General features: G+C 70.5%; 17 protein-coding genes. 8 read left to right on the top strand and 9 right to left on the bottom strand.

Annotation, left to right across the window (positions count from 1 at the left end):
• The first annotated feature begins 52 nt into the window (after positions 1 to 52).
• Positions 53 to 1,399 (top strand): ABC1 kinase family protein, encoded by a 1,347-nt coding sequence (locus Aiant_RS17050; RefSeq protein WP_189328566.1) that lies wholly within the window; start codon positions 53 to 55, stop codon positions 1,397 to 1,399.
• A gap of 299 nt (positions 1,400 to 1,698) precedes the next feature.
• Here the strand turns inward: Aiant_RS17050 and Aiant_RS17055 are convergent, their stop codons facing one another.
• The 3 genes from Aiant_RS17055 to Aiant_RS17065 all read right to left on the bottom strand — a co-directional run bounded on the left by Aiant_RS17055 (position 1,699) and on the right by Aiant_RS17065 (position 4,777).
• Entirely contained in the window at positions 1,699 to 2,061 is a 363-nt protein-coding gene (locus Aiant_RS17055; protein WP_189328565.1) for a WhiB family transcriptional regulator, read from the bottom strand.
• A gap of 146 nt (positions 2,062 to 2,207) precedes the next feature.
• Complete coding sequence (locus tag Aiant_RS17060; RefSeq protein WP_189328564.1) at positions 2,208 to 2,516, bottom strand: hypothetical protein; 309 nt, start codon at positions 2,514 to 2,516, stop codon at positions 2,208 to 2,210.
• A 119-nt stretch (positions 2,517 to 2,635) separates the two neighbouring features.
• Entirely contained in the window at positions 2,636 to 4,777 is a 2,142-nt protein-coding gene (locus Aiant_RS17065) for an ATP-dependent DNA helicase UvrD2 (protein ID WP_189328563.1), read from the bottom strand.
• 83 nt (positions 4,778 to 4,860) lie between these two features.
• Here Aiant_RS17065 and Aiant_RS17070 point away from each other — a divergent pair, with 83 nt between their 5' ends.
• Positions 4,861 to 5,103, top strand: coding sequence for a mycoredoxin (locus Aiant_RS17070; protein WP_189328562.1), 243 nt, complete (start codon positions 4,861 to 4,863; stop codon positions 5,101 to 5,103).
• Positions 5,104 to 5,164: 61 nt separating this feature from the next.
• Here the strand turns inward: Aiant_RS17070 and Aiant_RS17075 are convergent, their stop codons facing one another.
• From Aiant_RS17075 to Aiant_RS17090, 4 genes are all read right to left on the bottom strand, one after another.
• Positions 5,165 to 6,046, bottom strand: a complete 882-nt coding sequence (locus Aiant_RS17075) for a phytanoyl-CoA dioxygenase family protein (protein ID WP_189328561.1) — start codon at positions 6,044 to 6,046, stop codon at positions 5,165 to 5,167.
• An 86-nt stretch (positions 6,047 to 6,132) separates the two neighbouring features.
• Positions 6,133 to 7,128: an NAD(+) diphosphatase gene (gene nudC / locus Aiant_RS17080; RefSeq protein ID WP_189328560.1), complete on the bottom strand. Its 996-nt coding sequence runs from the start codon at positions 7,126 to 7,128 to the stop codon at positions 6,133 to 6,135.
• Positions 7,125 to 8,444, bottom strand: coding sequence for a M16 family metallopeptidase (locus Aiant_RS17085; RefSeq protein ID WP_189328947.1), 1,320 nt, complete (start codon positions 8,442 to 8,444; stop codon positions 7,125 to 7,127). Before Aiant_RS17085 ends, nudC begins: the two co-directional genes overlap by 4 nt.
• The gene (locus Aiant_RS17090; RefSeq protein WP_189328559.1) at positions 8,438 to 9,745 is read right to left on the bottom strand and encodes a M16 family metallopeptidase; all 1,308 of its coding nucleotides are present in this window, start codon (positions 9,743 to 9,745) and stop codon (positions 8,438 to 8,440) included. The genes Aiant_RS17085 and Aiant_RS17090 overlap by 7 nt, the downstream gene beginning before the upstream one ends.
• Before the next feature lie 165 nt (positions 9,746 to 9,910).
• Between Aiant_RS17090 and Aiant_RS17095 the strand changes: the two genes are divergently transcribed.
• The 4 genes from Aiant_RS17095 to Aiant_RS17110 are packed head-to-tail and all read left to right on the top strand — an operon-like array spanning position 9,911 to position 13,165.
• On the top strand, positions 9,911 to 10,324 hold the full coding sequence (locus tag Aiant_RS17095) for an RrF2 family transcriptional regulator (protein ID WP_122981176.1): 414 nt from the start codon (positions 9,911 to 9,913) through the stop codon (positions 10,322 to 10,324).
• Between the two features lie 11 nt (positions 10,325 to 10,335).
• Positions 10,336 to 11,418 carry an ABC transporter substrate-binding protein gene (locus Aiant_RS17100; protein WP_189328558.1) on the top strand — a complete coding sequence of 361 codons (1,083 nt, stop codon included), beginning with the start codon at positions 10,336 to 10,338 and terminating at the stop codon, positions 11,416 to 11,418.
• 27 nt (positions 11,419 to 11,445) lie between these two features.
• Complete coding sequence (locus tag Aiant_RS17105) at positions 11,446 to 12,222, top strand: ABC transporter ATP-binding protein (protein ID WP_189328557.1); 777 nt, start codon at positions 11,446 to 11,448, stop codon at positions 12,220 to 12,222.
• Positions 12,212 to 13,165 carry an ABC transporter permease gene (locus Aiant_RS17110; RefSeq protein WP_229829817.1) on the top strand — a complete coding sequence of 318 codons (954 nt, stop codon included), beginning with the start codon at positions 12,212 to 12,214 and terminating at the stop codon, positions 13,163 to 13,165. The genes Aiant_RS17105 and Aiant_RS17110 overlap by 11 nt, the downstream gene beginning before the upstream one ends.
• Before the next feature lie 70 nt (positions 13,166 to 13,235).
• Here Aiant_RS17110 and Aiant_RS17115 read toward each other — a convergent pair whose 3' ends face one another.
• Positions 13,236 to 14,129, bottom strand: coding sequence for a hypothetical protein (locus Aiant_RS17115; protein WP_189328556.1), 894 nt, complete (start codon positions 14,127 to 14,129; stop codon positions 13,236 to 13,238).
• A 100-nt stretch (positions 14,130 to 14,229) separates the two neighbouring features.
• Between Aiant_RS17115 and Aiant_RS17120 the strand changes: the two genes are divergently transcribed.
• Positions 14,230 to 14,946 carry a lysophospholipid acyltransferase family protein gene (locus tag Aiant_RS17120; RefSeq protein WP_189328555.1) on the top strand — a complete coding sequence of 239 codons (717 nt, stop codon included), beginning with the start codon at positions 14,230 to 14,232 and terminating at the stop codon, positions 14,944 to 14,946.
• A 172-nt stretch (positions 14,947 to 15,118) separates the two neighbouring features.
• Here Aiant_RS17120 and cspE read toward each other — a convergent pair whose 3' ends face one another.
• Entirely contained in the window at positions 15,119 to 15,322 is a 204-nt protein-coding gene (gene cspE / locus Aiant_RS17125) for a transcription antiterminator/RNA stability regulator CspE (protein WP_014447450.1), read from the bottom strand.
• Positions 15,323 to 15,556: 234 nt separating this feature from the next.
• Here cspE and Aiant_RS17130 point away from each other — a divergent pair, with 234 nt between their 5' ends.
• Positions 15,557 to 15,979: a pilus assembly protein CpaE gene (locus Aiant_RS17130; protein ID WP_229829816.1), complete on the top strand. Its 423-nt coding sequence runs from the start codon at positions 15,557 to 15,559 to the stop codon at positions 15,977 to 15,979.
• The last annotated feature ends 30 nt before the right edge of the window (positions 15,980 to 16,009 follow it).

Here is a 16,009-nt window from a genome sequence, read left to right on the forward strand (position 1 = left end):
AACCCACGTTCGACGGGCAGAGGAAGAGCCGGACGTCGGTCACAATGATCTGGTGACGGACATACCGCGCCGCGCGGCTTCCCGGACGGCCAAGCTCGCGGCTCTTCCCCTCGGCTTCGCCGGCCGGACCGCGCTGGGCCTGGGCAAGCGGGCCGTCGGAATCGCCGCCGACGTCATCTCCGCGGACATCCAGCAGCGCACCGCCGAGCAGCTGTTCAGCGTGCTGGGGCAGCTCAAGGGCGGGGCGATGAAGTTCGGCCAGGCCCTGTCGGTCTTCGAGGCCGCGCTGCCCGAGGAGATGGCCGGGCCCTATCGGCAGGCCCTGGTCAAGCTGCAAGAGGCCGCGCCGCCGATGCCGGTGGCCAGCGTGCACAAGGCCCTCGCCGAGCAGCTCGGGCCGGACTGGCGGGAGAATTTCGCCGAGTTCGACGACAGCCCCGCCGCGGCGGCCAGCATCGGCCAGGTGCACCGAGCGGTCTGGAAACTGCCGCCGGCCCGGAGGAACGGGAAGCCCAAGCTGCTGCCCGTCGCGGTCAAGGTGCAGTACCCGGGCGCCGGCGAGGCCCTGGTCGCCGATCTGAAGCAGCTCTCCCGGCTGGCCGGGATGTTCAAGATCATTCAGCCCGGGATCGACGTCAAGCCGCTCCTCGCCGAGCTGCACGAGCGGGTCGTCGAGGAGCTGGACTACGAGATGGAGGCGGCCACCCAGCGGGCGTTCGCCGAGGCGTACACCGACGACGAGGACATCTTCGTGCCGCGGGTGGTGGCCTCCGCGCCGCGGGTGCTGGTCACCGAGTGGGTCGACGGCACCCCGCTGGCGAGCGTGATCGCCGACGGCAGCACGGAGGAGCGGGACGAGGCCGGCCGGCTGATGGCGATCCTGCACTTCTCCGCGCCCGCCATGGCCGGCCTGCTGCACGCCGACCCGCACCCGGGCAACTTCCGGATCCTGCCGGACGGCCGGCTCGGCGTGATCGACTTCGGCGCGGTGGCCCGGCTGCCCGAGGGGCATCCCGAGCCGATCGGGCGGCTGGTCCGGCTGGCCCTGGACGGCGACGCCGACGCGGTCGCCGACGGGCTGCGCGACGAGGGCTTCATCAAGCGGGACGAGCAGATCGACGCGGCGGCGGTGCTGGCCTTCCTCCGGCCGATGATCGAGCCGGTCGCGGTCGAGCGGTTCCGCTTCACCCGCAGCTGGCTGCGCGGCGAGGCGGCCCGGCTCGCCAACCCGCGATCGCCGGCCTACCAGCTCGGGCGCAAACTCAACCTGCCACCGTCCTACCTGCTGATCCACCGGGTCACGCTGGGCTCGATCGGGGTGCTCTGCCAGTTGGAGGCCGAGGCGGCGTACCGGGAGATCCTGGAGGAGTGGCTGCCGGGCTTCGCCCCGGTCGACTGAGGAACGACGGACGAAAGCCCGGCCGCAGAAGCGACCGGGCTTTCGTCATTCCCTGGTAGCGGGTCTCAATCGGGGATCAGTAACCGCCGACGCCGAGCTCACGGGCGGCCTGCTTGCGGCCTTCCATGGCAATGCGACGGGCGGAACGGTAAGCCTCAGGTGCACGGTCACTCTGAGGCCGACGCATTCGAGCCCTCGACAACGCTTCTTGGATGAGTCTCACTTTGATGGCTCCATTCGGACGCACGGTTTCGGTGCTCGGCTTTCGCACTTCGGTGGGGAGGGTCACGTCGGTCATCTCAGGCCGCCAGCCGAACGCTGCTGCGCGAGTCGAGACCGTTGGCGGCGAGCCGCTCCTCGACCTCGACGGCCAGCTCGGCGTCGCGAGCGACGTCGGCCTTACGCGGACGGCCACGGGGCCGCTTGCGCGGAACCACGGCGCCGCGCTCAAAGATCTCGCCGCCCCAGACGCCCCAGGGCTCGCTCCGCTCCACCGCGCCGGCGAGGCACTCGACGCGCAGCGGGCAGTCCCCGCAGAGCGACTTGGCCAGCTCCAGCTGGGCCGGGGAGTCGGAGAACCACAGGTCCGGGTCGAACTTCCGACAGGGCAGGTTTGCCTCGAGCTCGACGGTGATGTCGATCGGGGCCAGCGCCAGACTCATAAAGCCCGGTCACCTCTCTCTTCTCTTCGATCTCATGGATCGTGTTTCCGGGGTCGTGCACCGGCTTGGTGAGCCGGCAAAAAATTAAGGCCGCGGATCCCGGTTACGGGTTCCGCGGCCTCGAGGTGAGCCGGAGGTCTGGTCTGTCAGACCGGCCGTCCTCGAGGCGGGGCGCCGTCACCATCCGTGTAACGCTTGCTGGAGATGTCGTTGCCCGTGAACCCAGTGGTGCCATTGGTGCCAGTGCTGCCCTTGATGCCGCCCGCGAGCACCTGCTCGACCGCCCATTTGCCCAGCTCGGCCTGGGACGGGACGACGACCTGGTGCGCCTGCGGAGCCAGGACCCGCTCAGCGGCCAGCAGCGCCGACGGAGCGGCGGTGGCAGGCAGCGAAGCGGACGGAGCGCAGACAGACGGCAGCAGCGCCGAACGCATCAGCATGGTGTTGATCCTCATCGGTGCCACCTCCTCCGTAAAACTGCGCTCGTAGTTTGATCTCGCCCGGGACGGTCCCCCGGCAAGGTGTGTCCTGAGGCTATGCCTGCCCTACACGGGAGGGCAAACGAATTAACGGACTAGTTTTCAAAGTTTTTTCGGCCAAGATCATCGGGGCTCGCGCCGCCCACCAACGCGAAGACGGCGTCGCCGTACTGGCCCAGCTTCCGCGCGCCTATTCCGGCGATCGCCAGCAACTGGGCAGGATCGGTCGGGCGGCGTTCCGCGACGGCGACCAGGGTGGCATCGGTGAACACCACGTAAGCAGGAACTTTCAGCTCCGCGGCGGTGCTCGCCCGCCACTGCTGCAAACGCTGGAAAAGGTCCTCGTCCATGTCCGAGGGGCAGGTCGGGCAGCGGCCCAGTTTCCGGTCGGCGCCGGCCAGCAGGGTCGCCCCGCAGACCCGGCAGGAGGACACCTTCGGCGGGCGACGGTCGGTTTTCTGACTCCGCTCGCCGGTCGGCCGGACGGCACCCGCGCCGGCCCGGTCCAGCTGCGGCAGGAAACGGCACGGCCGGCGGGCCCGGCCGCCCGGCGCCCGGGACTGCCCGAGGGAGAGCCAGAGCAGCTGGCGGGCCCGGGTCACCCCGACGTACAGCAGGCGGCGCTCCTCCTCCAGCTGGTCGGCGGTTTTCGCGTACGTCGTGGGCAGCGTCCCGTCCGCGAGCCCGACCAGGAACACGGCGTCCCACTCCAGGCCCTTGGCGGAGTGCAGCGAGGCCAGGGTGACACCGGCCACCGTCGGCGCGTGCTGCTGCTCAGCGCGACGGGCGAGCTCCTCGTTGAACGCGGCGAGGGTGACCGCCCGCTGCACCCGGCCGGCGTCGCCGATCGGCAGGATCTCCGGCTCCGCGGCGTACTCCTCGGCGAGGGTGACCAGGGCGGCGAGCGCCTCCCACTGCTCCCGGGCGGCACCGCCGGCCGGTGGGGCCGAACGGTTCCAGCCGGTCGCGGACAGCCCCTCGACGACCGCCTCGACCAGCGGGGTCTCGCCGGGGATGGACCGCACGGCGGCGCGCAGGGCGACCATGGCCTGGCGTACCTCGGCGCGCTCGAAGAACCGTTCGGCGCCGCGGACCACGTACGGCACCTGGGCCTCGGCGAGCGCCTCCTCGTACGACTCGGACTGCGCGTTCGTCCGGAAGAGCACCGCGATCTCGCTGGCCGGCGTGCCGGACGCGATCAGCTCCCGGCACCGGCGGGCCACCGCGTTCGCCTCGCCCGGCTCGTCCGGGAAGACCTTGAGCGTCGGCTCCGGCCCGGACGGGCGCTGCCCCTCCAGCTCCAGCCGCAGTTTCGCCTCGGTGCCGCGGGCCTGCCGGATCACCGCGTTGGCCAGGCCGACCACCTGCGGGGTGGAGCGGTAGTCACGGACCAGGCGGACCACCACGGCGCCCCGCCAGCGGCGCGGGAAGTCGATCAGGTACGACGAGGTGGCGCCGGTGAACGAATAGATCGTCTGGCTGGCGTCGCCGACCACGGTGAGGTCGTCCCGGTCGCCCAGCCAGGCCTCCAGCAGGCGCTGCTGGAGCGGGTTGACGTCCTGGTACTCGTCGACCACGAAGTGCCGGTACTGCGCCCGGATCTGGTCGGCGACGTCGCCGTGCTCCTCGATGCCCCAGACCGCGGCGCGCAGCAGGTCCTCGAAGTCGATCACGCCCTGACGGCGTTTGAGCGACTCGTAGGCGGCGAACACCTCGGCCACCCGGGCCGGCTCGAACGGGGGCTCACGGAGCGCCTTGGCGGCGGCGACGGCGTACTCGGACGGCTCGACGAGGGACGACTTGGCCCACTCGATCTCACTGGCCAGGTCGCGGGCGATCGCCCGGTCGGCGCGCACCCCGGCCCGGGCGGCGGCCAGGCCGACCACCCGGATCTTGCTCTCCATCAGCTCCGGCATGCCCCGGCCCTCGAGCAGGCGGGCCGAGAAGTAGCGCACCTGGCGCAGGGCGGCGGCGTGGAAGGTGCGGGCCTGCACCGCGCCGGCGCCGAGCGCGGTGAGCCGGGCGCGCATCTCGGCGGCGGCCCGGGCGGTGAAGGTGACCGCGAGCACGTGCCGCGGGTTGATCTCGCCGGAGAGGGTCCGGTGCGCGATCCGGTGGGTGATCGCCCTGGTCTTGCCGGTCCCGGCGCCGGCCAGGATGCAGACCGGACCGGCCGGGGCCGTCACCGCCGTACGCTGATCCGGGTCGAGCCCGGCCAGCACCGATTCAGTCCGCACGGTAGGGAATCATGACACCCCCGCGAGGTGTTGTGCTTTTCAGCCGCACCACCGTGTGACCTGTCTCGAAGGAGCCTTGACCGATGCTGACCATGTACTCGACGTCCTGGTGTGGGTATTGCCACCGGCTCAAGAGCCAGCTCGACCGCGAGGGCATCGCCTACGACGTCGTGGACATCGAGCAGGACGAGGCCTCGGCCGCGTTCGTCCGCAGCGTGAACGGCGGCAACCAGACGGTGCCCACGCTCAAGTTCGACGACGGCTCGGCGCTGACCAACCCGTCGATCGTCCAGGTCAAGCAGCACCTGGCCGCGATCTCCGCCTGATCCCCGCAAGCACGAAAAAGGGCCGTCCTCCCGGACGGCCCTTTTTTCGGTGCTCAGATCGTCACGGGATCAGGGCCGGGATGCTCGAATCGAGCAGGCCCCGCTCCTTGAGCGCGCCGTAGAGCGGCGTGGTCTCCGGGTAGTGGCCCCACTGGTGGTCACCGTCACCCTTGCCGAACCCACCGAGGAGCTGCTTCTGCACCTCGGTCATGGACGCCCACTCGGGCTTGCCCGGCAGGTCGGCGACCTCGTCGCGGATGGCGATCCAGCGCGGGGTGTATCCGAAGAACGCGCCGACGCGGGTGATGTCGGAGTAGTTGTCCGACCGGGCGTGCCAAATGCGGCGGTCGAAGACGACCAGGTCACCCGGGTTCGCGGTGATCTGGACGGCGCCCTCGGGCTGCGGCCACGGAACGCCACGGCTCGGCGGGCCGGGCAGCCAGTTGGTCTTGTGGCTGCCGGGCAGCACGGTGAAGTTGCCCCGGCCGGTCTCGCTGACGTCGGAGAACCAGTACGCCAGCTTCACCGAGAGCATCGGGCGCGGGTCGGTCTCGATCTCCCGGTTCTGCCGGCCGCCGTCCTGGTGCCAGTGCCACCACTGCTTCTGCTGCTCGTGCAGCTGCGGGTGGACGTCGATGTGCGAGTGGTAGACGTGAACGTTCCACCCGAGCAGCGACCAGATGTATTTGAAAGCCTTGGGGTGGTCGAGCAGGAAGGCCAGCTCGGGCACGTAGTTCACCGGCGACAGGCGGTGCAGGGCACCGGTCGCGCTGAGCTCGCCCGTGCTCTTGGCCTTCTCGTAATACCCCAGGATCGCGGCCCGCCCGACCTCGATCTCGCTCTCACTCAGCACCGACGGCACGACGATGTAACCGTCGCGGTCGAACGCCTCCCGCTCCTCCGCGGACATCGGCGTCCACGCCGGCGCTTCCACCTGGGTCATCGGATCCCCTCTCGTCTTTGTAAGTCTTGACGCACCGGGACGGTATCCAGGTTGCCTGCTAAACGAGAAATTCTCTGATCAGCTGTTTAAACGTGATCTTGAACACTACCGCCGAGCCACTTCTCGATCAGGTAGAAAGCGATCGAGGAACGCATCGGCAGGCTCATCGGGACACCGGTCTCCGGGTGCACGAAACCGCCGGCAATCATCTTGGCGATGTCGTCCCGGGAAAACCAGTGCGCCTCGTCGATCTCCTCCGGATCGAGCCGCAGCGGCTGGGTCGCGTCGGCGGTGGCCAGGAAGCCCAGCATCAGCGAGCCGGGGTAGGGCCAGGACTGGCTGCCCTGGTAGGTCAGCGAGCGGAGGCGGATGCCCACCTCCTCGCGCACCTCGCGGGCCACCGCGGCCTCGGCGGACTCGCCGGGCTCGACGTAACCTGCCAGGCAGGAGAAGCGGGTCAGCCCGTCCGCCCCGCGTCCCCAGGCCGCGTTGTGCCCGAGCAGGCAGCGACCGGCCGGGCCGGCGACGCCGTCGTGCACCACCACGATCATCGCCGGGTCGGTCCGCGGCCACATCAGCCGGCCGTCCGGGTCGGCGCGCGCCCAGCCGGCCTCCACCGCGACCGTCGGCTTGCCGGTACGCGGTGAGAACTGGTGGCTGGCGTGCCAGTTGGCCAGCGCGGCGGCCGCGGTGAACAGGCCGGCGTCCCGGTCGTCGAGCAGGTGACCGATGTCCCGCAGGGTCACCGCCCGGGCCCCCGTGGTCTCCGGCAGGGCGGCGTCCATGGTCCAGAGCGGGGTGCCGTCGGGGTCCACGCCGAGGAACCAGCGCTCCGCGTCGGGCGCCTCGGCGGCGGGCACCAGGACCAGCGCGGCGCCGCCGTCGGCCCGGTCGGTGACCAGCGCCCGGCCGCCCGTGGCCAGGTCCACCACGAGCACCTGCCCGCGGGTCCAGGCCGCGGCCAGCCAGGCCTCGTCCTTGCGGTGCTCGGCCGCGCGGTCCAGGGTGGTGCGGGCCAGCGGCGGGGTGCCGGGCTGCTCGCCGCCGAGGTCGGGCTGCTCGGGCTGCTCGGTGCTGGTCACTGCGCGCTGCGCTCCACCGCGGTCAGGGCGGTCAGCTGGGCCTCGATCTTGTCCGCGTCGCCGAGCACCACGGTCACCGCCCGGGACGGGGCCAGGTGCCTGGCGGCGACCTCGGCGACCTGCTCGCGAGTGGCGGCGGCCAGTGCGGCCGAGTGCTCACGCAGGTGGTCGAGGCGCAGGCCGAACCCGGCGTAGACACTGGCCAGCCCGGCCAGCCCGGCCTGGGTGGACATGCCCAGCCGGAGGGTGCCGAGGGCGTACCGCCGGGCCTGCTCCAGCTCCTCCTCGCCGGGCGGGAGGCTGGCGATGCGACCCAGCTCATAGGTCGTCTCGAGCAGCGACGGGCCGGTCACCTCGGTGGCCACGTCGGCCGCGGCGAGCAGGGCCGAGCCGGCCGCGAAGTGCTCGACGACCGAGTGGGAGCCGTAGGTGTAACCCTTGTCCTCCCGGATGTTCTCCACCCAGCGGGACGAGAAGTAACCGCCGAAGACCAGGTTGCCCAGGGTGAGCGCGGCGTAGTCCGGGTCGGTGCGGGTCAGCGCGGGCAGCGCGATCCGCAGCGAGGACTGCACCGAGCCGGGCCGGTCGACGAGCAGCAGCGGGCCGGTCTGCAAGGCCGGGGTGGGCGGGATGTCGCCGTCCCGGGCCTCGCCGGTCCAGCCGCCGAGGGTTTTCTCCGCCACGTCGATGGCCTGCTCCGGGTCGATGTCGCCGACCAGGACCAGGATGGCGCCGCCCGGGCGGACCCGGTCGGCGTGCAGCTCGCGCAGGGCCTCCGGCTCGACCGCGCGGACGTCCTGGGGAGCCGGGGTCTGCACCGCGTACGGGTGGGTCGCGTACATCCGCTTGAGCAGCGCGACCCGGGCCAGGTGCGACGGCTGGCTGAGGGCGACCTGGATGTTGTCGACCAGGCGCTCCCGCTCGGTGACCACCTCCTCGCCCGGGTAGGCGGCGCCGGTCAGCACCCCGGCCAGGATCTCCAGCGTGCGGGACAGGCCGTCGGCGAGCGCGTTGCCGCTGATCTGGAGCCGGTCCGGGTCGAGCCCGGCGGCCAGGCTGCCGCCGACCGCTTGGAGCTCGGCGGCGATGTCGAGCATCGACATCGTGCCGGTGCCGGTGAACAGCGCCTGGGAGAGCAGGGTGGCCGGGGCCAGCGGGGCCCGGCCGAACGGGATGCGCAGGCGCACCTCGACCAGCGGCACCGCGGCGCGGCGGATGGCGATCACGGTCAGCCCGTTCGCCAGCTTGCGCTCGGCCTGCGGGGGAAGGGTCAGCTCGGTGTCCGGAATGAGGTCCGGCAGGGTCTTGGTCACGATCCGGCTCCGGGGAGAACTTCGACGACGGCACGGCTCTCGGGCCGCAGGGTGGCGGCGGCGGTCACGATCTGCTCCGCGGTGACCTCGCTGATCAGTTTGGGCAGCTCGTTGAGCAGGCCCGGACGGCCACGCTGGAGCTCCAGCACGGCCATCGGCAGGGCCCGGCCGAGCACCTCGTCGGTGCCCTGCAACAGGCGGGCGGCCATCCGTGCCTGGGTGCGCTCCAGCTCGCCGGGCTTGAGGCCGTCGGCGACCAGGCGGTCCAGCTCCTCGTCGACGGTGCGCAGCACCTTGCCGGCGTCGCCGCCGGGCGGCATGTGCGCCTGGAGCAGCAGCGCCGTCGGGTTGCGCACCTGATACTCGTCGCCCATGAAGCCCAGGTAGCCACCGATGTTGGTGACCGTGCGGTCGCGCTGGACCAGGCGCTCCACCAGGCGGGACGCGTCGCCGTCGGTGAGCACCTCGGCCAGGACCGAGAACGGGAGGTACGCGTCGAAGGCGCCGATCGGGTCGGGCACCCGGTAACCCGCGGCGACCGCCGGCAGCGGGGCGATGCGGTCGGTGTACGACTCCCGGCGCTCGCCGTCCAGCCCGGGCTCGTCGAACGCGGGCAGCACCGGGGCGGGCCGGGCCGGCACGTCGCCGAAGTGCCGCTCGATCAGCGCGGTCGCCTCCGCCACGTCGAAGTCACCGGCCACCGAGAGCACCGCGTTGCCGCAGGCGTAGTAGCGGTCGAAGAAGCCCTGCGCGTCCTCGACGGTGGCGCTCTCCAGGTCCTCGAACGAGCCGTAGCCGTCGTGGGCGTTCGGGAACGTCTTGAACATCACCGGCGGGAGCTTCAGCCAGGGGAAGCCACCGTACGGCCGGTTCAGCACGTTGACCCGGATCTCCTCCTTGACCACGTCGACCTGGTTGCGCAGGTTCTCCTCGGTGAGGCGGGGGCCGCGCATCCGGTCGGCCTCGAGGAACAGCGCCCGCTCCAGCGCGCCGGCCGGCAGCACCTCGAAGTAGTCGGTGTAGTCCAGGTGGGTGGAGCCGTTGAAGCTGCCGCCGGCGCCCTGCACGTGCCGGAAATGGGCGAGTTTCTCCAGATTTTCCGAGCCCTGGAACATCAGGTGCTCGAAGAGGTGCGCGAAGCCGGTCCGGCCCTCCGGTTCGCTGCGGATCCCCACGTCGTAGACGACGGCGACACCGACGACCGGGGCGCTGCGATCGGGTGACAGGACCACCCGCAGACCGTTGGCGAGGGTGAACCGTTCAACCGGATATTTCGTCGCGGGGATCTGGATTCTGGACGCCACCAGGTGACATTAGCGCGCTGCGTGACCACCCGCGCGACTACGTGTGGCGGTCCGGCCGAGTCCCGTCATCCGGTCGTCCACTTGACGCACCAAACCCATCTGATCCAGTATTCCCATCCAACAGATAGATTTAACGAAGTTTGATCCGTGGGGAGGGTGCCCGCCGTGTACGTCTCGGCACGCACGGACTATGCCGTCCGCGCCATGCTCGCCGTCACCGCGGCGCATCCGCGTCTGGTCAAGGCCGCCGGGCTGGCGGCCGCGCAGGACATCCCGCTGAGCTTCTTGCAGGGCATCCTGCTCGACCTGCGCCGGGCGGGGCTGCTGCACAGCCACCGTGGCGTGGACGGCGGGTACGCCCTGGCCCGCGCGGCCGAGGAGATCACCGTCGGGGACGTGGTCCGCGCCGTCGGCGGCGCGCTCACCACGGTCCGCGGCCTCCCCACCGCCACCGCGACCTATCACGGCGCGGCGACCGCACTGCACGACGTGTGGATCGCCGTCGAAGCGGCCATCGAGGGCGTGGTCGATCACCGGACCCTGGCCGAACTCTCCACCACCTCCATAAAGCAGAACTAGGAGTCCTGAGCATGCGCTCCCGCACCCTTCGTGCGTTCGCCCTTGCCACCGCCGCCGTTGCGGCGACGACCGCGCTGGCCGCCTGCGGATCATCCGACGACGACAGCAAGAAGGCCGACACCCCGGCGGGTGCGGCGGCCGAGTCGAAGACCCTGAAGCTGGGTTACTTCCCGAACATCACCCACGCCCCGGCCCTGGTCGGCGTCAACAAGGGCCTGTTCAAGGACGCCCTGACCGGCACCGAGCTGACCACCCAGACCTTCAACGCCGGCCCGGCCGCGCTCGAGGCGCTGCTCTCCGGCGCGATCGACGCCACCTACATCGGCCCGAACCCGGCGATCAACGGCTGGGCCAAGTCCAACGGCCAGGCCCTGAAGATCATCGCGGGCAGCACCTCCGGCGGCGCCGGCCTGGTGGTCAAGGAGGGCATCAACAGCCCGGCCGACCTCAAGGGCAAGAAGATCGCCACCCCGCAGCTGGGCAACACCCAGGACGTCGCGCTGCGCGCCTGGCTGAAGGAGAACGGCCTCAACGCCGACACCAACGGCGGCGGCGACGTCTCGATCCTGCCGCAGGACAACGCGACCGCGGTGCAGGCGTTCGCCCAGGGCGCGATCGACGGCGCCTGGGTGCCGGAGCCGAACCTGAGCAAGATGCTGCTGGAGTCCAAGGGCAAGCTGCTGGTCGACGAGAAGACCCTGTGGCCGAACGAGCAGTTCGTCACCACGCACCTGATCGTCAGCCAGAAGTTCCTCAAGGAGTACCCCGGCACGGTCAAGAAGCTGCTCCAGGGGCACCTCGCGGCGGTCAAGTACATCAACGACAACAACGCCGACGCACAGACCGCAGCGAACGCCCAGATCGAGAAGCTGACCGGCAAGGCGCTCAAGCCCGAGATCCTCGCCTCGGCGTTCAAGAACCTCAAGTTCACCAACGACCCGATCGCGTCGTCGCTGTACACCAGCGCCAAGCACGCGGAGGAGGTCGGCCTGCTCAAGCCGGTCGACCTGAAGGGCATCTACGACCTCGGCCCGCTGAACGAGCTGCTCCAGGCGAGCGGGCAGACCGCGGTCAGCGACGCCGCGGCATCCTGACGGACTGACGGGAGGGCGAGTACGAGCATGAGCATCCTCGACACCACCAATGTCACCACCGAGTCGGTGGTACGCATCGAGAACGTCTCCAAGACGTACGGTTCGGGGAGCAATGCTCTGCTCGCCCTCGACCGCGTGTCCCTGGACGTCCGGCAGGGCGAGTTCGTCTGCCTGCTGGGCGCGTCCGGCTGCGGCAAGAGCACGCTGCTCTCGCTGGTGGCCGGCCTCGACCGGATCAGCGGCGGCACCCTGGACACCGGCGGGCGCAAGGTCGCGCTGATGTTCCAGGAGGCCGCGCTCTTCCCCTGGCTCTCCGTCTCCGGCAACGTCGAGCTGCCGCTGCGGCTCGAGGGCGTCGGCAAGGCCGAGCGCAAGAAGCGGGCGAGCGAGCTGCTGGAGATCGTCCGGCTGGGCGGCTTCGGCGACAAGCGGCCGCACGAGCTCTCCGGCGGCATGCGCCAGCGCGTGGCGCTGGCCCGGGCACTCGCCCAGGACGCCGACATCCTGCTGATGGACGAGCCGTTCGGCGCGCTCGACGCGATGACCCGGGACATCCTGCACGACGAGCTGGAGCGGATCTGGCGCGAGCAGGAGCTGACCGTGCTCTTCGTGACCCACAACGTGCGCGAGGCGGTCCGCCTCGGCGACCGGGTGATCCTGCTGAGCAGCCGGCCCGGCCGGGTGATCGAGGACTTCCCGATCAAGCATCCGCGCCCGCGGCGCATCGATTCCCCCGAGGTCTCCGCCCAGGCCGGCGAGATCACCGACCGGCTCCGCGCGGAGGTTGCCCGTCATGCCAGCTGAACCACCCGCCCCGATGAAGTACGCGGGCGCCCGCGCCGGCCTGGACGGCCTGGCCGGGGACGAGGGCATCGGCCCGGTTCCGCAGAAGATCAAGACGTTGAGTGACGAGGAGGTCCGGGGTCTGGACGCGCTCGAGCGCGACCCGAAACCGGACAAGGGCCGGCTCGGCCTGCGGGTCTGGAACAGCGCCTGGCCGAAACTGCTGGCGATCGCCATCGTGATCGTCGTGTGGCAGGCGGTCTACCTGGCCGAGTGGAAGCCGGCCTACGTCTTCCCGTCCCCCCTCGACGTCTTCACCACGCTCAAGGACCTGGTCACCACGGCGGACTTCTGGGGCGGCGTGCGGCTGACCATGACCCGGGCGATCACCGGGTTCGCGCTGGCGGTGGCGATCGGCACGGTCGTCGGCGCGGCGGTGTCCCGGTTCGCGCCGCTGCGGGCCGCGATCGGCTCGCTGATCACCGGCCTCCAGACGATGCCGTCGATCATGTGGTTCCCGCTCGCCATCCTGCTGTTCCAGCTCGGCGAGCAGGCGATCATGTTCGTGGTCGTCATCGGCGCCGCGCCGTCGGTGGCCAACGGCCTGATCAGCGGCATCGACTACGTGCCGCGTACCTGGCTGCGGGTGGGCCAGGTGATGGGCATGAAGGGCCTCTCCCGGTACCGGCACCTGATCCTGCCGGCGTCGCTGCCCAGCTTCGTCTCCGGGCTCAAGCAGGGCTGGGCGTTCTCCTGGCGCAGCCTGATGGCCGGTGAGCTGCTGGTCATCGTGCCCGGCACGGTCTCGATCGGCGTGCGCATGCAGAACGCCCGCGACCTGACCGACACCCAGCTGGTGATCAGTTACATCCTGGTGGTGCTGGTCATCGGCATCCTGATCGACCAGCTCTTCAACTTCGCCGACAACGCCCTGCGCAGGCGCTGGGGCCTGACCGGCAGCTGACGGGTCCGCTTCATCCTGAGATTCGCCATTTTCGGTACGCCCAGCGCGTACCGAAAATGGCGTTTCTTGCTCACAGGGGGCGAACGGAGTTCAGAACGTCCTCGACGACGTAGTCGAACTGCTTGTGGGTGCCGGGGATCGAGACGTAGAGGACGGCGGCCGTGGTCTTGCCGACGTCGATGACCGCGACGCCGGAGAACTCCTCGGTGGCGCTCAGCCCGTCGGCCTTGAAGTGCAGGCGGAACTCGCTCACGTAGGCCGGGCGGCCGCCCAGCGTGGTCAGCTCGTCGCGGATCTGGTCCAGCGTGTTCGGCTGCGGGTAGTACTCGGCGCGGACGTCGGCGGCGACCTGCCGGCCCACGCACTCGAGGTCCAGCGTCACCGCGTCGTTGTCGGCGGCCGGAACCGCCGCGGACAGGATCGAGGCGTGGTACTGCCCGCCGCTGTAGGTCTCGGTGACGAAGTGCTGGCCCACCTTGTAGGGCACCTCGAGGGTGCCGGCCCGCCACACCTCGTCCCAGGTGATCCAGGGTGCGCCGTATTTGCGGTAGGAGATGCCGGCGTCCTTGTCGACGGTCCGCGGGCCGGTGACCGGGGGCAGCGCGGCCGGCGGACGGGTGGCCTGCTCGCTCGGTGACGACGTCGGCGCCGGGCAGGCCTGGGCCAGCGGCGGGCGGACGTCGGTGGGCGCGGACGCCCTGTCCCGGAACGGGTTGGCGGTCCCGCTGAAGGTCAGCACCAGCAGCACGACCAGGCCGCCCGCCAGGATCAGGCCGGCGATCCCGCCGAAGATCAGCAACTGCCGGCGGCGCTGCTCGGGACCGGTCCGCGCGGGCGCCACCGGCGGGTCCGGCGGGGGCGGAGGCGGCACCAGCGACGGCACGCCGGAAGCGGTCACCGTGCCCGACGACCACGTCCCGCCCGGCCGGGACCAGACAGGCGGCGGCTGCTGCGGCTCGGACATGCCCACCAGTGAACACCACGGCTCCGGCAAGCGCCGAAACGCACCTGCGAAAGTGCCCCCGACCCAGTCGTTTCCCAGAAATGTCCGCTACCGTGCTGCCATGGAACTGGTGTATCCCCCGGTCGTCGCCTTGGCCAAGACGATGTTCCGCGTGCTCGACCTCAAGATCGAGGTCGAGGGCGGCGAGCACATCCCGAGCACCGGCGGGGCGGTCCTCGCCAGCAACCACTCGAGTTACCTCGACTTCATCTTCTGCGGCCTGGGCGCCCAGCCCGCCAAGCGGCTGGTGCGCTTCATGGCGAAGAAATCGGTCTTCGACCACAAGATCAGTGGCCCGCTGATGCGCGGCATGCGGCACATCCCGGTCGACCGCAAGGCGGGCACCGGCGCGTTCCGCGAGGCCACCACGGCGCTGGAGCGCGGCGAGGTGGTCGGCGTCTTCCCGGAGGCGACGATCAGCGAGTCGTTCACCGTCAAGGAGCTCAAGACCGGCGCCGCGCGGATGGCGCAGGAGGCCGGCGTCCCGCTGATCCCGATGGCGGTGTGGGGCCCGCACCGGCTCTGGACCAAGGGGCGCAAGAAGGAGCTGACCAAGCGCCACGTGCCGGTCCTCATCAAGATCGGCGAGGCGATCCCGTTCCCCGAGGGCGCGACCGCCGAGGCGGTCACCGCGACGCTCAAGCAGCGGCTGAGCTCGCTGCTCGACGCGGTCCAGCGGGCCTACCCGGAGAAGCCGGCGTCCGAGGACGACCGCTGGTGGCTCCCCGCGCACCTCGGCGGCACCGCGCCGCTTCCCCGCCCGGCCGCGGCTGTCTGACCGAAAAAGATCGCTGAAGGCTCCGGGCGTGCCCGGAGCCTTTCGTCGTGCCGCCGATCGCGGGTCCGTTGCTCCCGGCCCGGAAACAGCAAAGTGCCGCACCCATCGGGTACGGCACTTTGTCACGCGCTGCCGGCAGCCGCCGTGCGGCGGCCGCTGACGAGGGCGTGAATCAGACGGAACGGATGTTCGCGGCCTGCGGGCCCTTCTGGCCCTGGGTCACCTCGAACTCAACCCGCTGGTTCTCCTCCAGGCTGCGGTAGCCCGACATCTGGATCGCGGAGAAGTGGGCGAAGACGTCGGCGCCGCCGTCGTCAGGGGTGATGAATCCGAAGCCCTTGTCCGCGTTGAACCACTTCACTACGCCGGTAACCATGATCGTCTCCTCGACGGTCGATCGTTCTCCGCCCATTCTGGACGAGAACGAGGTAATAAGACCCGCATTCTGCGGGGCTCGTGTCGCCGTACTGATCGCCCGTACCGGAGAAACCCGGGTTACGACAAAGAGCGCCTGGGGCAGACTTCCCCACAGGCGCTCCTGAGTACTTGGGAACCAAACTGACAACGCTGGTGAGCCTATCACGGGTACGGAGGTCAAAAAGTGCTCGGCATGCAGAAGGCGCGGCAGCTCAAGGCGGCCGGACTGATCTGGAAGCCCCGGCTCGGCGACCGGTTCGCCATCCCCGACCGGGACCTCGACGACGAGATGTTCGTGCTCAGCAACATGACGATCCAGGTGCACGACCGGCCGGAGGGCCGGATCATCGGCTTCAACGGGACCACCGAGTGGGCCCTCGACGACGTGGAGATCGAGGAGACCATCTGGCTGCCGCGGGAGGACCAGCTGCGGGAGTTGCTCGGCGGGACGTTCCGGTCACTCGATCGGGACGCCACCGGTTTCCGGGCGCGGATCGAGCTGCTCGGGGAGACGCTGGATTTTCCGGGTGACTCGGCGGAGGAGGCTTACGCGGCAGCGTTGCTGCACCTGCTCGGCGCCGCCGGGGCCCAGGGCGAGCCGGCCCGTCCCGTCTGATCGGGAAACCGGCGCCAGGATCGCCGTTAC

The organism is Actinoplanes ianthinogenes (genome assembly GCF_018324205.1).
Lineage (GTDB): Bacteria > Actinomycetota > Actinomycetes > Mycobacteriales > Micromonosporaceae > Actinoplanes > Actinoplanes ianthinogenes.